This is a genomic window from Shouchella oshimensis, assembly GCF_004375095.1.
GTDB lineage: Bacteria > Bacillota > Bacilli > Bacillales > Bacillaceae_D > Shouchella > Shouchella oshimensis.
Window position 1 is genome coordinate 630,755 of sequence record NZ_SNUX01000004.1, and the last position, 16,843, is coordinate 647,597.

The following is a 16,843-nucleotide window of genomic DNA, read 5'->3' on the forward strand; positions in this document are numbered from 1 at the left end:
CCTCGTTTGGATACGAGGGGCTTGCTTTTCACACGATGTAACCAGCTACGCCCATTAAATAATGAAGTTTCGCTAATGCTTTTGTTTTCAACCTGTAATACTGCCTCTCACTAATCATCATTTCCATGTATACTTGATAATCAAAACGGTCCTCTTCTAAGTAACGTCGAACGATTAATTCTCTTTCTACTTCGGAAAGTCGGTTAATGCATTGCTGGATAACATCCAAAAATGCGTGACGTTCTGTTTGTTCTTGCTTCATTTCATCTTCTTGCTGCGTGAAAAAAGGTTTACTACTCCCTGTTGAAAGTAGCGTGTACTGTGCAGTCACTTTTGGCATCTCGTCGTATGCAAGCGTAAGCTTATCTAAGTTATATTGTGCTAGCACTTGTTCTACTTTCTGCTTCTCTTCCTTTTGCAACGCAAGCCCCCCTTTACTTAGCAAAGAGAACCAATTCGTTAAAAATCAAAAAAGACGAGGTCATCACCTCGTCTTTTTTTAACTACTTATAACAACCGCATCATATCCACGCCCACGCAGTTCATTCGCCAATGCATCCGCATTTGCTCTCACAGAAAAAGCACCTGCCTGTACAAGGAAAAGAGAACCACTTTGGACAATAATGGATTCATATCCATCTGCACGTAAGCGAGCCTGCTGTTGATCAGCATTGGCACGAACCGAAAAAGCACCAACTTGAACACGATATATGGTGCCACCACCACCGCCGCCGCTTCGCTGTAAATTAAACGCTTGCGCCAATCCGTTGACATGGCCTCTTGCTACACGATCCAAGAACGCTGGACTTCTTAACAAGTCTGCATCTGCAGCTCGATCAATAAATAGGTTTTCTGTTAATATCGCAGGCATAGTAGACGTGCGTAATACTGCGAAGTTGGCTCTTTTTTGGCCTCGGTTCGTCACGTTTAGTTGCTGCATAATCGCTGGATGGACAATCCCCTGTATACGTGCTGTTTCAGCCCCTGCATTCGTATGAATAAAGGATTCAAACCCTGTTCCACCACCTGCATTAATGTGAATAGACATAAAGTAGTTCGCATTCCAAGCATTTGCCTGCTGGGTACGATCACTTAAACTGACAAACACATCGCTTGTTCGACTCATACGCACTTCTACACCTTGATACTCACTTAGTAAAATGTCGCGAATACGCGTGGCTATTGAAAGGTTTAACGTCTTTTCCTGTAGGCCATTCCCTACTGCACCTGGGTCACTTCCACCATGTCCTGGATCTAAAAATATTCTTGTCATTTGTACATCCCCCTTATCAATTAGGTGCTCGTCCACATTCTCACTCGAATTGCGAAAAAGCATGCAGCGCTATACGCCACATGCTATTCTTATTCAAAATCTATTGATGTGTAAGGGTGTTTGCTAGACTATTCATAAAAACAGGCATTTCACTGCTAGACTAATAGCTTAGTATGAGGGATGCATCTCTTTAGCCTCGTTAGCAACAGCTTCCGCCACAACGGTTGCAATTCTTTTATCAAACACAGAGGGTAGTATCTGTTCGGCTTCTACTGTTTCAACTAATCCTGCGATGGCTGTTGCAGCTGCAAGCTTCATAGACGTCGTAATTGCCCCTGCCCGGCTATCCAATGCCCCCCGAAAGATTCCAGGGAATGCGAGCACATTGTTAATCTGATTCGCAAAATCTGAACGGCCTGTTCCGACCACCGCAGCTCCGGCAGCTTTTGCCTCCTCTGGATATATCTCTGGTACTGGATTCGCTAAAGCAAAAACAACAGCATCTGCATTCATCATGCTCACATGATTTTTAGAAAGGGCCTTTGGTCCAGAAACACCAATAAAGACGTCTGCTCCATTTATGGCTTCATTTAACCCACCAGTTAGCTGCTTTGGATTTGTTTTTTGTGCTACTTCTCGTTGGCGAGGGTTTAGCCACGTTTCTTCTTGTTGAATAATCCCTTCTAAGCTTACGAGTGTGACATTGCTGTAGCCTGCTTCAAGTAAGAGTGAAGCTATGGATAAGCCTGCTGCACCTGCTCCATTAATGACAATCTGAGCTGATGCATCTTTTCGAACATATTGCAGTGCATTTATTACTGCCGCTAGCACAACAATGGCTGTACCATGCTGATCATCATGAAACACAGGAATGTTCAGCTCATCTTGTAATCTTTTTTCAATCTCAAAGCAGCGCGGTGCAGCAATATCCTCTAAGTTAATGCCGCCAAATGTTGGGGCAACCGCCTTTACAGTCTGAATAATCTCCTCGACATTCTTTGTATCGAGACAAAGAGGAACAGCATCTACACCAGCAAATTCTTTAAACAGAACCGCTTTTCCTTCCATTACAGGTAGCGCTGCTTCAGGGCCAATATCTCCTAAACCAAGGACGGCAGAGCCGTCTGTCACAATAGCCACTAAATTTCCTTTAATGGTTTGGTCATATACAGCAGATTTATCTTCTGCAATAAGCTTGCAAGGCTCTGCTACACCAGGTGTATACGCAAGACTCATATCGTATTCCGTTGTTAAAGGAACCGTACTCTTTAGCTCCATTTTCCCTTTTCTATGCAAAGCAATGGCTTCTTGCTTTAATTGACGTGTTTGCATGAAACACTCACTCCTTTTCTTTATAAACCTAACCAGCGTAAAATAAATGTTGCTAAGATGACCGTACCTGCTCCTCCAAGACGTGTAGCGACTTGGGCAAACGGCATAAGACTCATCCGATCAGATGCAGACAAGATCGCCACATCTCCTGTTCCCCCTAGCCCACTGTGGCAACCTGTCACAATAGCCGAGTCAACAGGATGCATATTCATCCATTTTCCAACAATATAACCGGTTGTGACCATCGTCACGACAACGGACGCACATATCAATACATAGGAAACGCTAATGATTCCTGCCACATCTTCAAGTGGAATAAATAAAAGCCCAAGTCCAACCATAAGAGGCCATGTAAAGCTCGTCGATACAAACTTATATAGATGGAAAGCACCTTGTTCCAGCTGGGACGGGATCAGCTTAAAGATCTTACAAAAAGCTGCGATAAGTATCATTAGAATCGCTGCAGGAATATGAAGGCTGCTCTCCATCAAATGCCCAAACACGTAAAAGCTACAGGCAACTAATAGACCAGCCCCCATTAAGCTGAAATTAACAGGTTTATTGTCATCCACAGAGGTAGGGATTCTATCCCCTTTTGTTTTAACGAGAACGCCATTACCTGTAAGGTGCTGCTTTCTTAGACCTAACTGCTTTAATAAAGCAGCGCATATGATCGCAAAGATGTTTCCAATAATGGCAGCAGGAATCATTTGCGAAATTAAATCCGCTACAGGTGTTCCTAGGATGGCACTGTATCCAGCAGATAACGGTAGAATGCCTTCTCCAATTCCACCAGCTAGAATCGGGACAACAATAAAAAATAACGTATGCTTTGCTTCATACCCAAATAACATACCAACACCTACGCCTGCTGCAACCGCCGTTACCGTGCCGAGTACAAGCGGCACAAGCATTTTCGTGATGCCTTGCATGAGCACTGTCCGATTCATGCCGAGAATACTTCCTGCTACAAGACAAGCAATATAGAAATAAAGGAAATTCGAAGTTGTCATTAAATTTGATACAGCATTCACAGTTGTTTCATTTAATAAGTTAAAAAACATAAACGCTGATGGTACGAATAGAGCTAGAATAGCCGGTCCACCGATACTACGAAAAATAGGAATACGCGATCCAATTTCCCCTAATAACATTCCGACAACCATAATGATGGCAAAGCCACCAATCATATCCGCCGGTAACTTTTGAAAATAGGCAGCTAATAATACGATTGTCGCAACAGCAACATAAATAGGAACAGGCAACACGCCAATTTTCCAATGTATAGGGTTCCAACGTTGAGATTTAGAATCATTTGTATGATGACTATCAGATGTAACCGTTTTTAATTGTTCCAAGCTGAACACCTCCTGCTTCATACTGTAATAGTAGGAGGTCGCTCGTTTTTTAGATAGATTTTGTAAATAAGAACCTTCTTTTTGAAACTAAAAAAAGCAGCTCAATGGTAAGCTGCTTCATAAAAATGCTTTTATACGTTGCTTGTGTTCATATTTAAGCTTATAAAGATGAATAGGCCTGCCAATCGATCCATAGGTAGGTTGTAGTTCCAGTACTTCCCATTCAAGTAAAAATGTTAGATATTTTTTCACTGACACACGGGAAATACACGCATGCAAGGCTACATCTTCTGTAGAGAAGCTATTTTGACCAACTCGTTCTATTGCTTGCCATACCTGTCCAAGTGTTTCCTTAGTCAAACCCTTTGGCAGGTCGATTTTTGCGTTTTTTTCGTTATCTTTTCGAAACCACAGTTCGTCTAATTCTTGCTGACTAACCGGCTCTTCCTTCGTCCAAATGGTTTGCTTCTTCTTAAAATGCATGAGCGCTTCTTGAAAACGTTCAAATTGATACGGTTTTATTAAGTAGTCAACGGCACCATGGCGTAGTGCGGTCTGTATGGATTCTTTATCAGATGCAGCGGTTAACACGATCACATCAGCCGCCACACGCTGTTGCCGTAATTCCGTTAACAATGTCAAGCCATTCTCTCCTGGCATGTAAACATCTAATAAAATAAGACGTATATGTGGATAGTGAGTAAGAGCTTTTCTCGCCTCCTCTACATTTCTAGCGTGAGCCACTAACTGGAAACCAGCTACATCTTTAAGGTAATTGGTTGTTACTTCAGCGACCATAGGATCATCTTCTACAATGAGCACGTCAATCATCAGTATCGCTCCTTTTTATTTCGTGCAGTGGCATAAATACCGCAAATGTTGTTCCTTGTCCCTTTTCGCTTTGAACCGTCATAGAGCCTTGTATCTGTTCAACACTTTGCTTTACTAAAGACAATCCGTAGCCACGGTTCAACCCTTTTGTAGAGTAGCCCTGCTCATACATGTTTTGTAATTCATCTGCATTCATCCCTGGCCCATTATCGGAAATATAGATAATCAGCTCTTCTTCTATAACAAACAACTTTAAGCGAACGACTCCTTTCTCTTGATTCACCACTGCATCAAATGCATTATCAATCAAGTTTCCAAGAATCGTTGTTAATTCCAGTGCTTGTTCATTTGTAGCGAATGATTGAATTGCTGTGTCTATGGAGATGTCTAACTCAACACCTCGTTCACGCGCATAGCTTTTCTTCCCTAGCAATAAGCCCGCAAGAACAGGCTCTTTTAATTTAACTGTTACTTCGTTCACTTCTACTAATTGATTTCCTGTAATTTGCTGCACGTAGGACTCTAATTTTTCGTATTCCTTTGAATGGAGCATCCCTAAAATGATTTGCATACGATTCATAAATTCATGGGTCTGTGATCGGAGCGTAGATGCATATGTTTTTACCCCTGTTAATTGCTCTGCTAGCTGCTTCATTTCAGTCTTATCCCGAAACGTAGCGATGGCTCCAATAATGTGATTGTTCAAATGCACAGGCACACGGTTTACAACGATCGTTAAGTTGTTCAACGACTGTTCTTGGTTGTATTCGGGCTTTCCACTCTCTATTACATGTCTAAGTCTAGAGTTTTGCATATACGTTTCTACTTTTACACCGACTGCATTTGGTGGCAGACCGGCACGCTCAAAAATCGTTTGAGCTGATTTATTTACGAGGGTAATATTCCCTGATGCATCCACTGCAATCATACCTTCTATCGTCGATTGCAGCATGGCGCTTCGCTCTTCTAGTAATGTGGCAATCGCTTTTGGCTCTAAGTTAAAAAGGGTTCGTTTAATATAGCTTGCTAACCATATAGCCCCGACTAAACCTACTAATAAGCCAAAGAAAGTGCCAATAAATAAGTTCGTCCGATTCTCAGAGACCGCTTCCTCTACTTTATCCAAAGAGATCCCCACCGCTACAGCTCCAATTTGTTGCTGTTGTTCATCATAAACCGGTGTAAACGCACGCAGTGAGCGTCCTAATGTCCCTTCTGAAATCGATAGGCTTTCTTCACCAGTTGTTAGCACCGTTTGCTCATCTCCACCAACAAAATGAGCACCGACTTTCTCTCTTTCAGGGTGGGCATAACGAATACCATCCATGTTCATGACAACAATAAACTGAACATCTGTCTTATCCATAAGGGTTTCTATATAAGATTGAACCGATGTTTCCTCTTCTTCTATAAGTGCCTCTCGTACAATGGGTGTCAATGCAACAACCTTTGCTAACTGCTGCGCTTTGTTTGTTTGGTTTTCCTCTACTTCTTCTTCAATCGATCGATGCACTAAGAGATCGGTCACAAGAAGAGATAGTACCACAACAACGAACACAAGCAATAGAATGGTTGATTTTAGCGTTAAACGGTTACGCAGTTTTTTTATACTCATAAGATGCGCTTCCTCTCTGCGTCTATTCCCTCGCAGTATAGCATAAAAAAAACAAAAAAAGAGGCTCTCTCCCATTTGAGACAGCCTCTTTCCTTACTTAATATGGATCGGATGGCTTGCTATCGCGTTTTGCCTCTTCCACCTGTTGTGCTTGGCGATCTTTCATGCTTTCTCGCTCTTTATGAATGGCTTCTTTTAGTCGCTTCCCATAATCTGCATCCGCTTCTGTTACATTCGTAATCATTTGTTCTCGTACGGCATCATGAACATCTGCAAGAGCGGAAGATAAATTGGAAATTAACTCGTCCTTTTCCCAATCCGCTAAGCGACGGTATGTTTCGCCCGCTTGTCCAAAGTTGTTCGGCCGGTCGATTGCCTCACCTTTCACTTCACCAGATACATGCGGTGTATGTTCTTTCCCTGTTTTTTCTGCCTCTTTTAACCCACCGATTACAGACGGCTCATAGTTAATATGGGGATTGTTGCTTGGCGGTGAATCCACTTGATACGTCATCTGCCCATCTCGCTGATTCGTTGCAACGCGCTTTTTAGGTGCATTAATCGGCAGCTGCAAGTAGTTTGCACCGACACGATAACGCTGTGTATCTGAATAAGAGAATGTACGACCTTGCAAGAGCTTGTCATCAGAGAAATCTAGTCCATCGACAAGCACTCCTGTACCGAATGCCGCTTGCTCCACTTCTGCAAAATAATTTTCTGGATTTTTATTTAACACCATTTTTCCGACTTTGTGCCACGGATATTGATCCTTATACCAAAGTTTTGTTGGATCAAGAGGGTCAAAATCAAGCTCAGGGTGATCGTGGTCCTCCATTATTTGAACATAAAGTTCCCATTCCGGATAATTTCCTTCTTTAATTGCATCATACAAATCTTGAGTTGCATGGTTAAAATTTTGACTTTGAATCTCATCTGCTTCTTTTTGCGTTAAGTTTTTAATGCCTTGAACAGGCTCCCAGTGGTATTTCACAAGAACTGCTTTTCCTTCTTCATTTACCCAACGGTAGGCGTGAACACCAGACCCTTGCATATTTCGATAGTTTGCAGGAATGCCCCAAGGAGAAAACAAAAACGTAATCATATGAGTCGCTTCAGGGCTTTGTGATACAAAATCAAAGAACCGTTCCATACTTTGACGATTTGTCACTGGATCAGGCTTAAACGCATGAACCATATCAGGAAACTTTAATGGATCACGAATAAAGAAGATTTTTAAATTATTACCAACTAAATCCCAATTCCCATCTTCTGTATAAAATTTAATTGCAAACCCTCTTGGGTCTCTCAATGTTTCTGGTGAATGTGTACCATGAATGACAGTTGAAAATCGAACGAACACCGGGGTTTTTACTTCTGTGTTTGTAAATACCTTTGCTCGTGTATAGGTAGAAATTGATTCGTCTCCCACTTTTCCATACGATTGAAAATAGCCATGTGCACCCGCCCCACGACCATGTACAACACGTTCTGGAACACGTTCTCTGTCAAAATGACTTACTTTTTCTAAGAAATCATAGTTTTCAAGTGTTGTTGGACCACGGTTCCCTACCGTGCGAACGTTTTGATTGTCCTTTACAGGGTGACCTTGACGATTCGTAAGTGTTTCGTCCTTTTCATTCGCTGCTTTACGCTTGTCGAGAGAATCGCCTGCACCTGTCACATTTGTTCCAAATGAGGGGGACTTATGTTTCTCATCCATTTTACACAGCTCCTTTATCATTCTTTCATCTCTATCATTACCAAATGAAGGGAGCCTATTCACCAAAAAAGCAAATCACCCTAGGATGATTTGCTTTTCCATTTAACTATTGTTTAATTTGAATACTGTTTAACGTTGCAAAGACGCCGTTATTCTCTATTAATTCATCGTATGTCCCTTGCTCGACAATACCATCCTTTGTCACAACAACAATATGATCTGCATGACGAATGGTTGCCAATCGGTGCGCAATTACAAGTGTTGTACGATCCTCAGCCAGTTCTTTTAGTGATTGCTGAATGAGTGCTTCTGTCTCTGTATCTAAAGCAGATGTCGCTTCATCTAGTATTAAGATTGGAGGATTCTTCAAGAACGTACGTGCAATAGCAATACGCTGCTTCTGTCCGCCAGATAACTTCAAACCACGCTGACCAATTTGCGTATCATATCCATTCGGAAGTGATTCAACAAGCGCGTCTAAATTCGCTAGTTTGGCAGCATGGTAGATGTCTTCATCTGTTGCATGTAAATTACCATAACGAATATTTTCTCTCAACGTTCCACCGAATAAAAAGACATCTTGCTGTACAATCCCAATTTGTGAACGAAGAGATTCTTTCGTCATCTCTGTAATATTGATGCCATTAATCGTAATCGCTCCACCATTAATATCGTAGAAGCGTGGAATTAAAGAACTAATGGTTGTTTTTCCAGCTCCAGATGGACCAACAAAAGCAACCGTCTTTCCTGCTGGAATGACTAAATCAACATTCTTTAATACTGGTCGGTTTTCTTCATAACCGAACGTTACATCGTTAAACTCAATGGCACCATCTAAAAGAGGCGCAGGTTTTGCGTCTTCTTTATCAACGACATCAACTTCTTCATCCATTAAATCAGTGAAACGCTTAAACCCTGCCATTCCTTTTGGATATAATTCAAGTATGGCACTGATTTTCTCAATAGGTTTGAATAAAATATTAATATATAGAATGAAAAGAACAAATTCTCCTACATCAATCGTCTCAACATAAAGCAACCATGCACCGTAAATAAGCACAGATAGAATCATTAAGCGAGTCGCCAAAAAGATTCCTGAAGACGTGTAGCCCATTACTTTATAGCCGCCTACTTTTGCATTACGGAAGCGTTTATTGTTTTCACGGAACGTGTCGACTTCATGAGCCTCATTCGTAAACGATTGAACGACACGCATACCGGATACGCTATCTTCTACTCGTGCATTTACATCACCAATTTCCGCATACATCTTTCTCCATGCTTTATTCATTTTAATATTGGTATATGTAATTAAAGCAATTAAAATGGGAACAAAAATCAATGCAATAAGTGCTAAGCTTGGATTTACATAGAACATAATGCTAAATGCACCAACGAACGTCATGACCGCAATAAATAAATCTTCTGGTCCATGGTGAGCAAGTTCACCAATATCAAATAAGTCATTTGTAATTCGACTTATAATATGTCCTGTTTTCGTATTATCAAAGAATCGAAACGACTGCCTTTGTACACTTTCAAATAAATCTTGTCGCATGTCTGTTTCAATATTGATTCCTAACTTATGCCCAAGGAAGTTTACATTGTACTGTAAATAAGCACTAACTAAGTAGGTAGCCAATAAACCTCCAGACACCCATACTACCGTTCCCCATTCTTGTTCAGGCAAAAGTGTATTAATAAACCACTGCACCACAAGCGGGAAAATTAAATCTAAAATTGCTACTACGATGGCACTAAAAAAATCAACATAAAACAAGCGTTTATGCGGTACGTAGTAAGCAAAAAAGCGTTTTAACATGATTTACCTCTCTCTCTGCCTAATCAGCAGACCCCTCCTTAATTTAACGAAAGGAAACAAAAAATGCAAAGGTTATTTACTGACAATAAGGACAATAATACAATCTTCGTCCATTTTTCGTTACTTTCACAATCGTTTCCCCACACGCATAGCATAATTTACCTTCACGGTTAAACACATAGTGGCGATAATCCCGGCGTTTTTTCCCTGCATTCCTTAATTCATTCGCCAATGGATGACTCACAGTTATGCCTTCTGTTTCATAAGAGCGCTCTGACAACGTGATCAGTGCTTCTGCCATTGCATGTTGCTGCTCATCTGAACATTCACTAGGTTTAGCATCAGGGGAGATACCTGCTACATAAAGCAGTTCACTTCGCAAATAGTTTCCGTTCCCAGCTACGAAACCTTGATCTAGTAAAAGCGCACTCCACGACCGGTTTTTAAACGTACTTGATTGCATACGCTCTAAAAGCAGTGATTCGGTTACGTCATCAGATAAGACATCTGGCCCAGCTTTCGCAATAAACGGATGGTTTACAAGCTCGTCTGTTTTAAGAACTTCAATATCAGAAGCACTGTATAGTAGCGCTGCTTTCTTTTCTGTGTAGAGCGCCAGACGTAGCTGCCGTTTTGTTGTAGGATACGTGAACGCTTTTCGGATCATCCATTTGCCATACAATTGATTATGAGAATAAATGCTATATCCATTAGAAAAATGAATAAGCATGGCTTTTCCCTTTGTTCGTACCGCCTCTACTTTGGCAGCTACCAAATGGTCTTCATGTTCTTTTAAATGCGGAAAAGCAAAATAGACTTCAACTAAGGTTTGTCCTTTAACAGCTTGTTCCACCTCAAATGCGGCTCTTCTTATTTCTGGACCTTCTGGCATGACGCTCCTCCTACATACACGGAAGCCCTGTTAATTAATCATTAACAGGGTCTTCAAGATCTTCTCCTATTGTAATGACTTCCGTTTCTAGCATAACCCCAAACGTTTCATGTACTTTTTCACGCACATATTGAACGAGATTCATGTAGTCTGTCGCTGTAGAACCATCGACATTCACGATAAAACCAGCATGCTTTTTTGAGACTTCTGCTCCGCCTATTCTTGTTCCTTGCAAACCACTTTCTTGAATGAGTTTGCCTGCGAACATTCCTGGTGGTCGCTTAAAAACACTCCCACAGGAAGGATACTCAAGAGGCTGCTTCGTCTCTCTTGCAATCGTTAATTCATTCATCTTTTGTTTTATTTGAACAGCATCGCCTTTTTCAAGTAACATCGTACCTTCTAACGCAATATAACGTTTCTTCGAGAACACGCTTTTACGGTAGTCAAACTCAAACTCATCTTTTTGAAGTGTGAGAAAATCGCCTTCTTCTGTTAGCACAAGCACACTTTCAAGTACGTCGGCAATTTGGCCTCCATAGGCGCCGGCATTCATGTAAAAAGCACCACCCACGGTTCCTGGAATACCGCAAGCAAATTCAAGGCCAGTTAACGATTGTGTTAAAGCTTCTCTTGATGCACCAATAATGGTCGCACCTGTTTGCGCAACCATCTTTGTACCTGTAATCGTAACCTTATTTAATTGCTTTAGACAGAGGGTAATCCCTCGAATTCCACCATCTTTTACAATGACATTTGATCCGTTCCCGAGTAATGTAACCGGAACTTGATGGGCATGCGCAAATCGTAAAACGAGTTGTGTTTCTTCGTAGGTGTTTGGCGTAATAAATAGATCTGCTAAACCACCCATTTGCGTATACGTATGCTTGTAAATTGGTTCATCTTGTCGTACCACTTCATTCGGTAGTTCATTTAATAATGCTTCACAGCGTTCTATATATTCGTTCATTATCATCGTCCTCTAATTAAGGTCATCACTCACTTACCTTTTAAACGATATGCCTAGTGTACCTATATGCATTCGTCATGGTGAATGTGCCCGATTTGCCTCCTTTTATTCTATACAGGATAGGCGTAAACAGTATCTTCCCTATTATGAAGGAAAACCATACAAAAAAACAGACCAAACTTCTGTTTTAGCTAAAGCTCACTGACAGACAGAATGGAACTTTGACTCGAAAAAGGTTGTCTACATTTAGTTGAATGAATCTCGACAAACCCCAAACTAATCGGGTCGCTTTAACGAAAAAAATTCACCTAAACCGGCATAGTTTGGTCCAGATAGCCTAGCAACAGGCTTCAATTTGTCAGGAAGTACGTAGTTTTTTTCTTTATTATAAACGGTTTCGTCTAGATGAATGACGATTACCCTAGCGATAAGTAAGTCAAAAGAGACTTCTCCTTCATCATTTTGAATTGGTAGATGAGATTCAAGCTGACATTCAAAGCGTACTAGAGCCTCTTTAATTCCTGGTACTTGGATGGATGTGCTTTCTACAAGACTAAGGGAAGTTAAATCCACTTCACTTTCCTCAGGCTTTAGCGTCGCAGCCGTTTGATTCATATCGGACACAAGATCCTCATGAACGACATGGATAACGAGTTCCTTCGAGGCAACCGCATTTCGAGCAGTATCTTTCATCAATCCTTTTTTTCTCCCTACAGCAATTGAAAGCAACGGCGGGTCACCTGCCAACATGGAAAAAAAACTAAAAGGAGCAGCATTCGTCTTTCCGCTTTCAGTCGAGCGCGTCGTCACAAACGCAATTGGACGTGGTATCACTGTACCACTTAAAAGTTTATAGCGTTCTTTTGCCGTTAAATTCATTACATTAATTTTATGCATCAACGAGTTCCTTTCTCACTTGGTTAACCATCTCGTTATTGGTAGATTAGGAAAATAGTAGCCAGTGCGTTTCCTAATGATCCTTAAACAGGTAGTATGTTCCAGTGAATGAATCCTTCGTATTGTCTCTTAAAAAATATTTATTTGATTTATTTTATTATACAACAACTCTGTTTTACAATTGTTTCTCTTCAACCATTTCATTGCTCTTATCCTCATCACGTTGTTAAGAAATTCGCTTTCTATATCCAATTAGAATTTATTTTATTTGTATATAAAAAATGTCATGTTCACCTTGTAAGCGCTGTTGATCTTTTTCCGTACGCAAACTAGCTCTTTTTTCTAGTTTCTAACAATCAACTGTTTAGAGACGAATATTCAATTCTATTTCCAAATCAATCTTCGTAAAATTCATACGCTAGCTTTACAAAATCTCATATTGAATGAAGTAAAAATTTAGTAAAATAAACTTTTCTACTAAAGTTTTTTTCTGTTTTTGTTTTTAAAACGCTAATTGACTGAATTTTATATAGTCGTTATACTCTGGAATAACTTTCTCATCTTTTTTCATTTTTTCTAACACTTTTTTTAATGATGAAGCTAAAGATGAAACTGTTACCGCAAGAATTGCAACTTATGCGAGAAGGGGGAAACGTTTTTGAAAAAGATTAGTGCATTACTTTTAGGGGTCAGTGTATGTTTAGCAGCATGTGGAGGCGAGACAGAAGATGTTCAGTCTCTTGATGAGGGAGCTGCCTCTATTGATGAAGAGAACAGAACATTAACCATTGCTTTAGGAACAGATGTCGTCTCGTTTGATATTCATGACCATAATAATACGTCTACCGAGGCTGTGCACGACAACATGTTTAACTATTTATTTAAACGGGATAGCCAAAACGAGATACAACCAGAACTTGTAGATACGTATGAGCAAATTGATGATGTAACGGTAGAAATGACATTAAAAGAAGGAGTCACCTTCCACAATGGCGATCCACTAACGTCAGAAGACGTGAAGTTTACACTTGAACGTGTGGCAAATGATGACACATTGCAAGAGTATCCTAACTATCGTCAAATAAAAGAAGTGGACATTATAGATGACTTAACATTCCGAGTCATTACGCATGAAGAGGAACCTTCCCTATTCCACCGACTATCGAGATTAGGTTCAAGCATTCTACCAAAAACGTACATAGAGGAAGAAGGATGGGATCACTTCTTAGCCAATCCGATTGGAACAGGACCTTATCAGTTTGAGGAATGGGTACGCGATTCACAAGTTGTCATGACACCGTATACTGAATATTTTGAAGGCGAAGTGGATGAATGGGATGAAGTCATTTTCCGTGTCATACCAGAAAATTCTACACGCGTATCTGAACTTTTAACTGGTGGTGTGGATATTGCCGTTAACGTACCTCCTGCAGATTGGGACCGTGTTAATGGAAATGCAGGTACATCGATGGCATCAGAAACGTCTAACCGAACAATGATGCTCATTCTCCGTGCCACAGAAGGGTTTCCAACAGCTGATGTTCGAGTTCGTCAGGCACTCAACCTAGCTATAAACAACGAAGCTATTACAGAGAACGCCCTTCGAGGCGGGGGCGTACCAACAAGAACGAGAGTTGCTCCTGGCAATTTCGGAGCGGAAGAATCCTTGTATGATTCATATGATTATGATGTCGAACAAGCTCAAGCCCTTATGGATGAAGCAGGTTACCCTGATGGATTTGAAATGACGCTACATTCCCCGCGTGGACGCTATTTGCAAGATGCTGAAATCGCAGAACTTGTAGGCGGCATGCTAAAAGCCATCAATGTAGAGGTTACGGTTGAATTTATGGAGTGGAGTAATTTCGTGGAAATGCGTCAAGCTGGCACAAACAAAGATGCTTATTTAATAGGTTTAGGTAACTCTATGTTTGATGGCGCGTATGCAGTGGACTGGTATCGAGGAGATCGTTTCGTAGGTGAAACGGACTATCAAAACGATGAAATTGATGCATTACTTGATGCTTCAGCAATCAATATGGATGAAGCAGAACGTGCTGAGCAGATTCAGGAAATTCAGCGTATCGCTAATGAAGAACAGCCTCACATTATGCTTCACCAAGAAACCGTCAATTATGGAGTCAATGATCGAGTAAACTTTTCACCTGCAATGGATGAAATGATTTATGTTCCATCTATCTCAAAAAACTAATTGTAACGGCCAGGGAAAACCTGGCCTTTCCTAAGAAAAAGGAGGCGACGATTTGGGTTTATTTTTATTGAAACGCCTTGCGCAAATTATCCCTGTTCTACTTATTATTTCGTTTATTGTATTTGCACTTGTTTTTATAGCCGGTAATCCTGTGGCGCTTATGTTGCCGGACGATGCCTCTCAAGAAGATATTGCTCAATTAACCGCTTCTCTCGGTCTTGATAAACCTTTTATCGTCCAGTACGGTCACTATTTACTTAACCTGATACAAGGAGACTTTGGAGAATCTTTTCGATACAGCACAAGCGCACTACCACTTGTACTCGAACGACTTCCAGCCACATTGGAGTTAGCTATAGCGGCAATGATTATTGCTGTTACGGTGGCCATTCCTCTTGGAATATGGTCTGCTACACAACAAAATACACCGCTAGACTTACTTGCTTCAGGCGGAGCAGTACTTGGAAAAGCCATGCCTAATTTCTGGTTAGGTATTATGCTCATTTTACTTTTTTCTGTCACGTTGGGATGGCTACCTGTATCAGGAAGAGGAACATTCGCTCATTTACTTTTACCTGCCATCACACTTGCAACTGGCATTGCAGCCGAAATTACACGGTTGCTACGCTCCAATATGATCGAAATTTTAAATCAAGATTATATCCGCACTGCTAAAAGTAAGGGAATTCGCAATCTTTTTGTCGTTTACAAACACGCATTTCGTAATTCATTAATCCCCCTAATTACCATCACTGCACTTCAAACGTCAACGGTGGTCGGTGGGACGTTAATTACGGAAACTGTCTTTTCTTGGCCTGGTCTTGGACAGTTGTTAATACAAGCCGTAAATACAAGGGATATGGCTATTGTTCAAGCGTGCGTATTTGTCATTGCCATTCTAGTAATTTTAATGAATTTGCTTGCTGACATTTTGTACAGGCTGTTAGATCCGCGGATTAAATATGACTAAAGGAGGCCTTCTAAATGGCTTTACAACCAGAACCGCAACTGCCTGGCTCTCAACAACTAAGTACGCCTATTAGGAAAGGACGACTCAAACGCTGGAGTCAATTATTGTGGCGAAGTAAGACAGGGACAGTTGGTTTTTTTATCGTTGTTGCTGTCATTTTAGTGGCAGCTTTTGCTAGTGTATTAGCGCCTCACGATCCGAATGAAATTAACCCCATTAATATGTTACAGCCACCAATGTGGATTGAAGGAGGCTCCATCAGCCATATCCTAGGAACCGATAATCTTGGACGGGATATATTGAGCCGAATTATTTACGGTTCCCAAATCTCTTTATTAGTCGGAATAGCTTCCGTTGTTGTTGCCGGAATCATCGGTGTCACAATTGGCATCATAGCTGGCTTTTATGGAGGATGGATTGATTCCATTTTAATGCGATTAGTCGATTCTTTTTTGTCCATCCCTAATATCTTATTTGCTCTTGTTATTTTAAGCGTATTTGGTCCAAGTGTCTGGACGCTCATATTTGTTCTTGGGGTAACAAACTGGGTAAATTACGCGCGACTTGTTCGAGGGGAAGTACTCTCAATTAAAGAAAGGGAGTTTGTAAAAGCAGCTCGTTCTATCGGTGTAAAGAATCGGGTTATTATGTATCGTCATTTATTACCGAATGTCATTTCTTCTTTTATTGTTATCTCCACCTTAAGTGTCGCAACCACCATTATTTTAGAAGCGTCTTTAAGCTTCCTTGGTTTAGGTATACAGTCACCTGATATTTCTTGGGGCGGCATTTTAAGTGACGGACGGGATTATTTGGCAACAAGCTGGTGGCTCGCAACATTCCCTGGATTAGCCATTACAATAGCAGTATTAGGAATAATTTTTTTAGGCGATTGGCTTCGCGATGTTCTCGATCCTCGTAGCCAAACCCGTCGGTAAGGAGAAGGTAAAC

Annotated in this window: 14 protein-coding genes; 3 read left to right on the forward strand and 11 right to left on the reverse strand. The window is 40.9% G+C overall.

What is annotated here, in order from left to right; translation table 11 throughout:
- Positions 1 to 28: 28 nt before the first annotated feature.
- From E2L03_RS18660 to E2L03_RS18710, 11 genes are all read right to left on the reverse strand, one after another.
- The gene (locus E2L03_RS18660) at positions 29 to 421 is read right to left on the reverse strand and encodes an ArpU family phage packaging/lysis transcriptional regulator (protein ID WP_166740374.1); all 393 of its coding nucleotides are present in this window, start codon (positions 419 to 421) and stop codon (positions 29 to 31) included.
- A 78-nt stretch (positions 422 to 499) separates the two neighbouring features.
- On the reverse strand, positions 500 to 1,273 hold the full coding sequence (locus E2L03_RS18665; protein WP_038484372.1) for an N-acetylmuramoyl-L-alanine amidase: 774 nt from the start codon (positions 1,271 to 1,273) through the stop codon (positions 500 to 502).
- 168 nt (positions 1,274 to 1,441) lie between these two features.
- Positions 1,442 to 2,605 carry an NAD(P)-dependent malic enzyme gene (locus E2L03_RS18670; RefSeq protein ID WP_134260061.1) on the reverse strand — a complete coding sequence of 388 codons (1,164 nt, stop codon included), beginning with the start codon at positions 2,603 to 2,605 and terminating at the stop codon, positions 1,442 to 1,444.
- Between the two features lie 20 nt (positions 2,606 to 2,625).
- Positions 2,626 to 3,984 carry a 2-hydroxycarboxylate transporter family protein gene (locus tag E2L03_RS18675; protein ID WP_095151005.1) on the reverse strand — a complete coding sequence of 453 codons (1,359 nt, stop codon included), beginning with the start codon at positions 3,982 to 3,984 and terminating at the stop codon, positions 2,626 to 2,628.
- A gap of 96 nt (positions 3,985 to 4,080) precedes the next feature.
- A complete protein-coding gene (locus tag E2L03_RS18680) occupies positions 4,081 to 4,794 on the reverse strand; it encodes a response regulator (RefSeq protein WP_134260063.1) in 714 nt (237 codons plus the stop codon).
- Positions 4,787 to 6,409, reverse strand: coding sequence for a DcuS/MalK family sensor histidine kinase (dcuS, locus tag E2L03_RS18685; protein WP_051667691.1), 1,623 nt, complete (start codon positions 6,407 to 6,409; stop codon positions 4,787 to 4,789). Before dcuS ends, E2L03_RS18680 begins: the two co-directional genes overlap by 8 nt.
- A 97-nt stretch (positions 6,410 to 6,506) precedes the next feature.
- The gene (locus E2L03_RS18690) at positions 6,507 to 8,129 is read right to left on the reverse strand and encodes a catalase (protein ID WP_055736172.1); all 1,623 of its coding nucleotides are present in this window, start codon (positions 8,127 to 8,129) and stop codon (positions 6,507 to 6,509) included.
- A 106-nt stretch (positions 8,130 to 8,235) separates the two neighbouring features.
- On the reverse strand, positions 8,236 to 9,951 hold the full coding sequence (locus E2L03_RS18695; RefSeq protein WP_134260065.1) for an ABC transporter ATP-binding protein: 1,716 nt from the start codon (positions 9,949 to 9,951) through the stop codon (positions 8,236 to 8,238).
- A 76-nt stretch (positions 9,952 to 10,027) separates the two neighbouring features.
- The gene (gene nei, locus E2L03_RS18700; protein ID WP_124742865.1) at positions 10,028 to 10,843 is read right to left on the reverse strand and encodes an endonuclease VIII; all 816 of its coding nucleotides are present in this window, start codon (positions 10,841 to 10,843) and stop codon (positions 10,028 to 10,030) included.
- Positions 10,844 to 10,877: 34 nt separating this feature from the next.
- Entirely contained in the window at positions 10,878 to 11,813 is a 936-nt protein-coding gene (gene murB, locus E2L03_RS18705; RefSeq protein WP_134260067.1) for a UDP-N-acetylmuramate dehydrogenase, read from the reverse strand.
- 276 nt (positions 11,814 to 12,089) lie between these two features.
- On the reverse strand, positions 12,090 to 12,710 hold the full coding sequence (locus tag E2L03_RS18710; protein ID WP_055736168.1) for a flavin reductase family protein: 621 nt from the start codon (positions 12,708 to 12,710) through the stop codon (positions 12,090 to 12,092).
- Positions 12,711 to 13,368: 658 nt separating this feature from the next.
- Here E2L03_RS18710 and E2L03_RS18715 point away from each other — a divergent pair.
- Genes E2L03_RS18715 through E2L03_RS18725 form a run of 3 tightly spaced genes read left to right on the forward strand, consistent with a single transcriptional unit; the run spans position 13,369 to position 16,830 of the window.
- Positions 13,369 to 14,922, forward strand: a complete 1,554-nt coding sequence (locus E2L03_RS18715; RefSeq protein WP_166740375.1) for an ABC transporter substrate-binding protein — start codon at positions 13,369 to 13,371, stop codon at positions 14,920 to 14,922.
- 52 nt (positions 14,923 to 14,974) lie between these two features.
- The gene (locus E2L03_RS18720; RefSeq protein ID WP_038484399.1) at positions 14,975 to 15,892 is read left to right on the forward strand and encodes an ABC transporter permease; all 918 of its coding nucleotides are present in this window, start codon (positions 14,975 to 14,977) and stop codon (positions 15,890 to 15,892) included.
- Positions 15,893 to 15,906: 14 nt separating this feature from the next.
- The gene (locus tag E2L03_RS18725; RefSeq protein WP_038484402.1) at positions 15,907 to 16,830 is read left to right on the forward strand and encodes an ABC transporter permease; all 924 of its coding nucleotides are present in this window, start codon (positions 15,907 to 15,909) and stop codon (positions 16,828 to 16,830) included.
- The last annotated feature ends 13 nt before the right edge of the window (positions 16,831 to 16,843 follow it).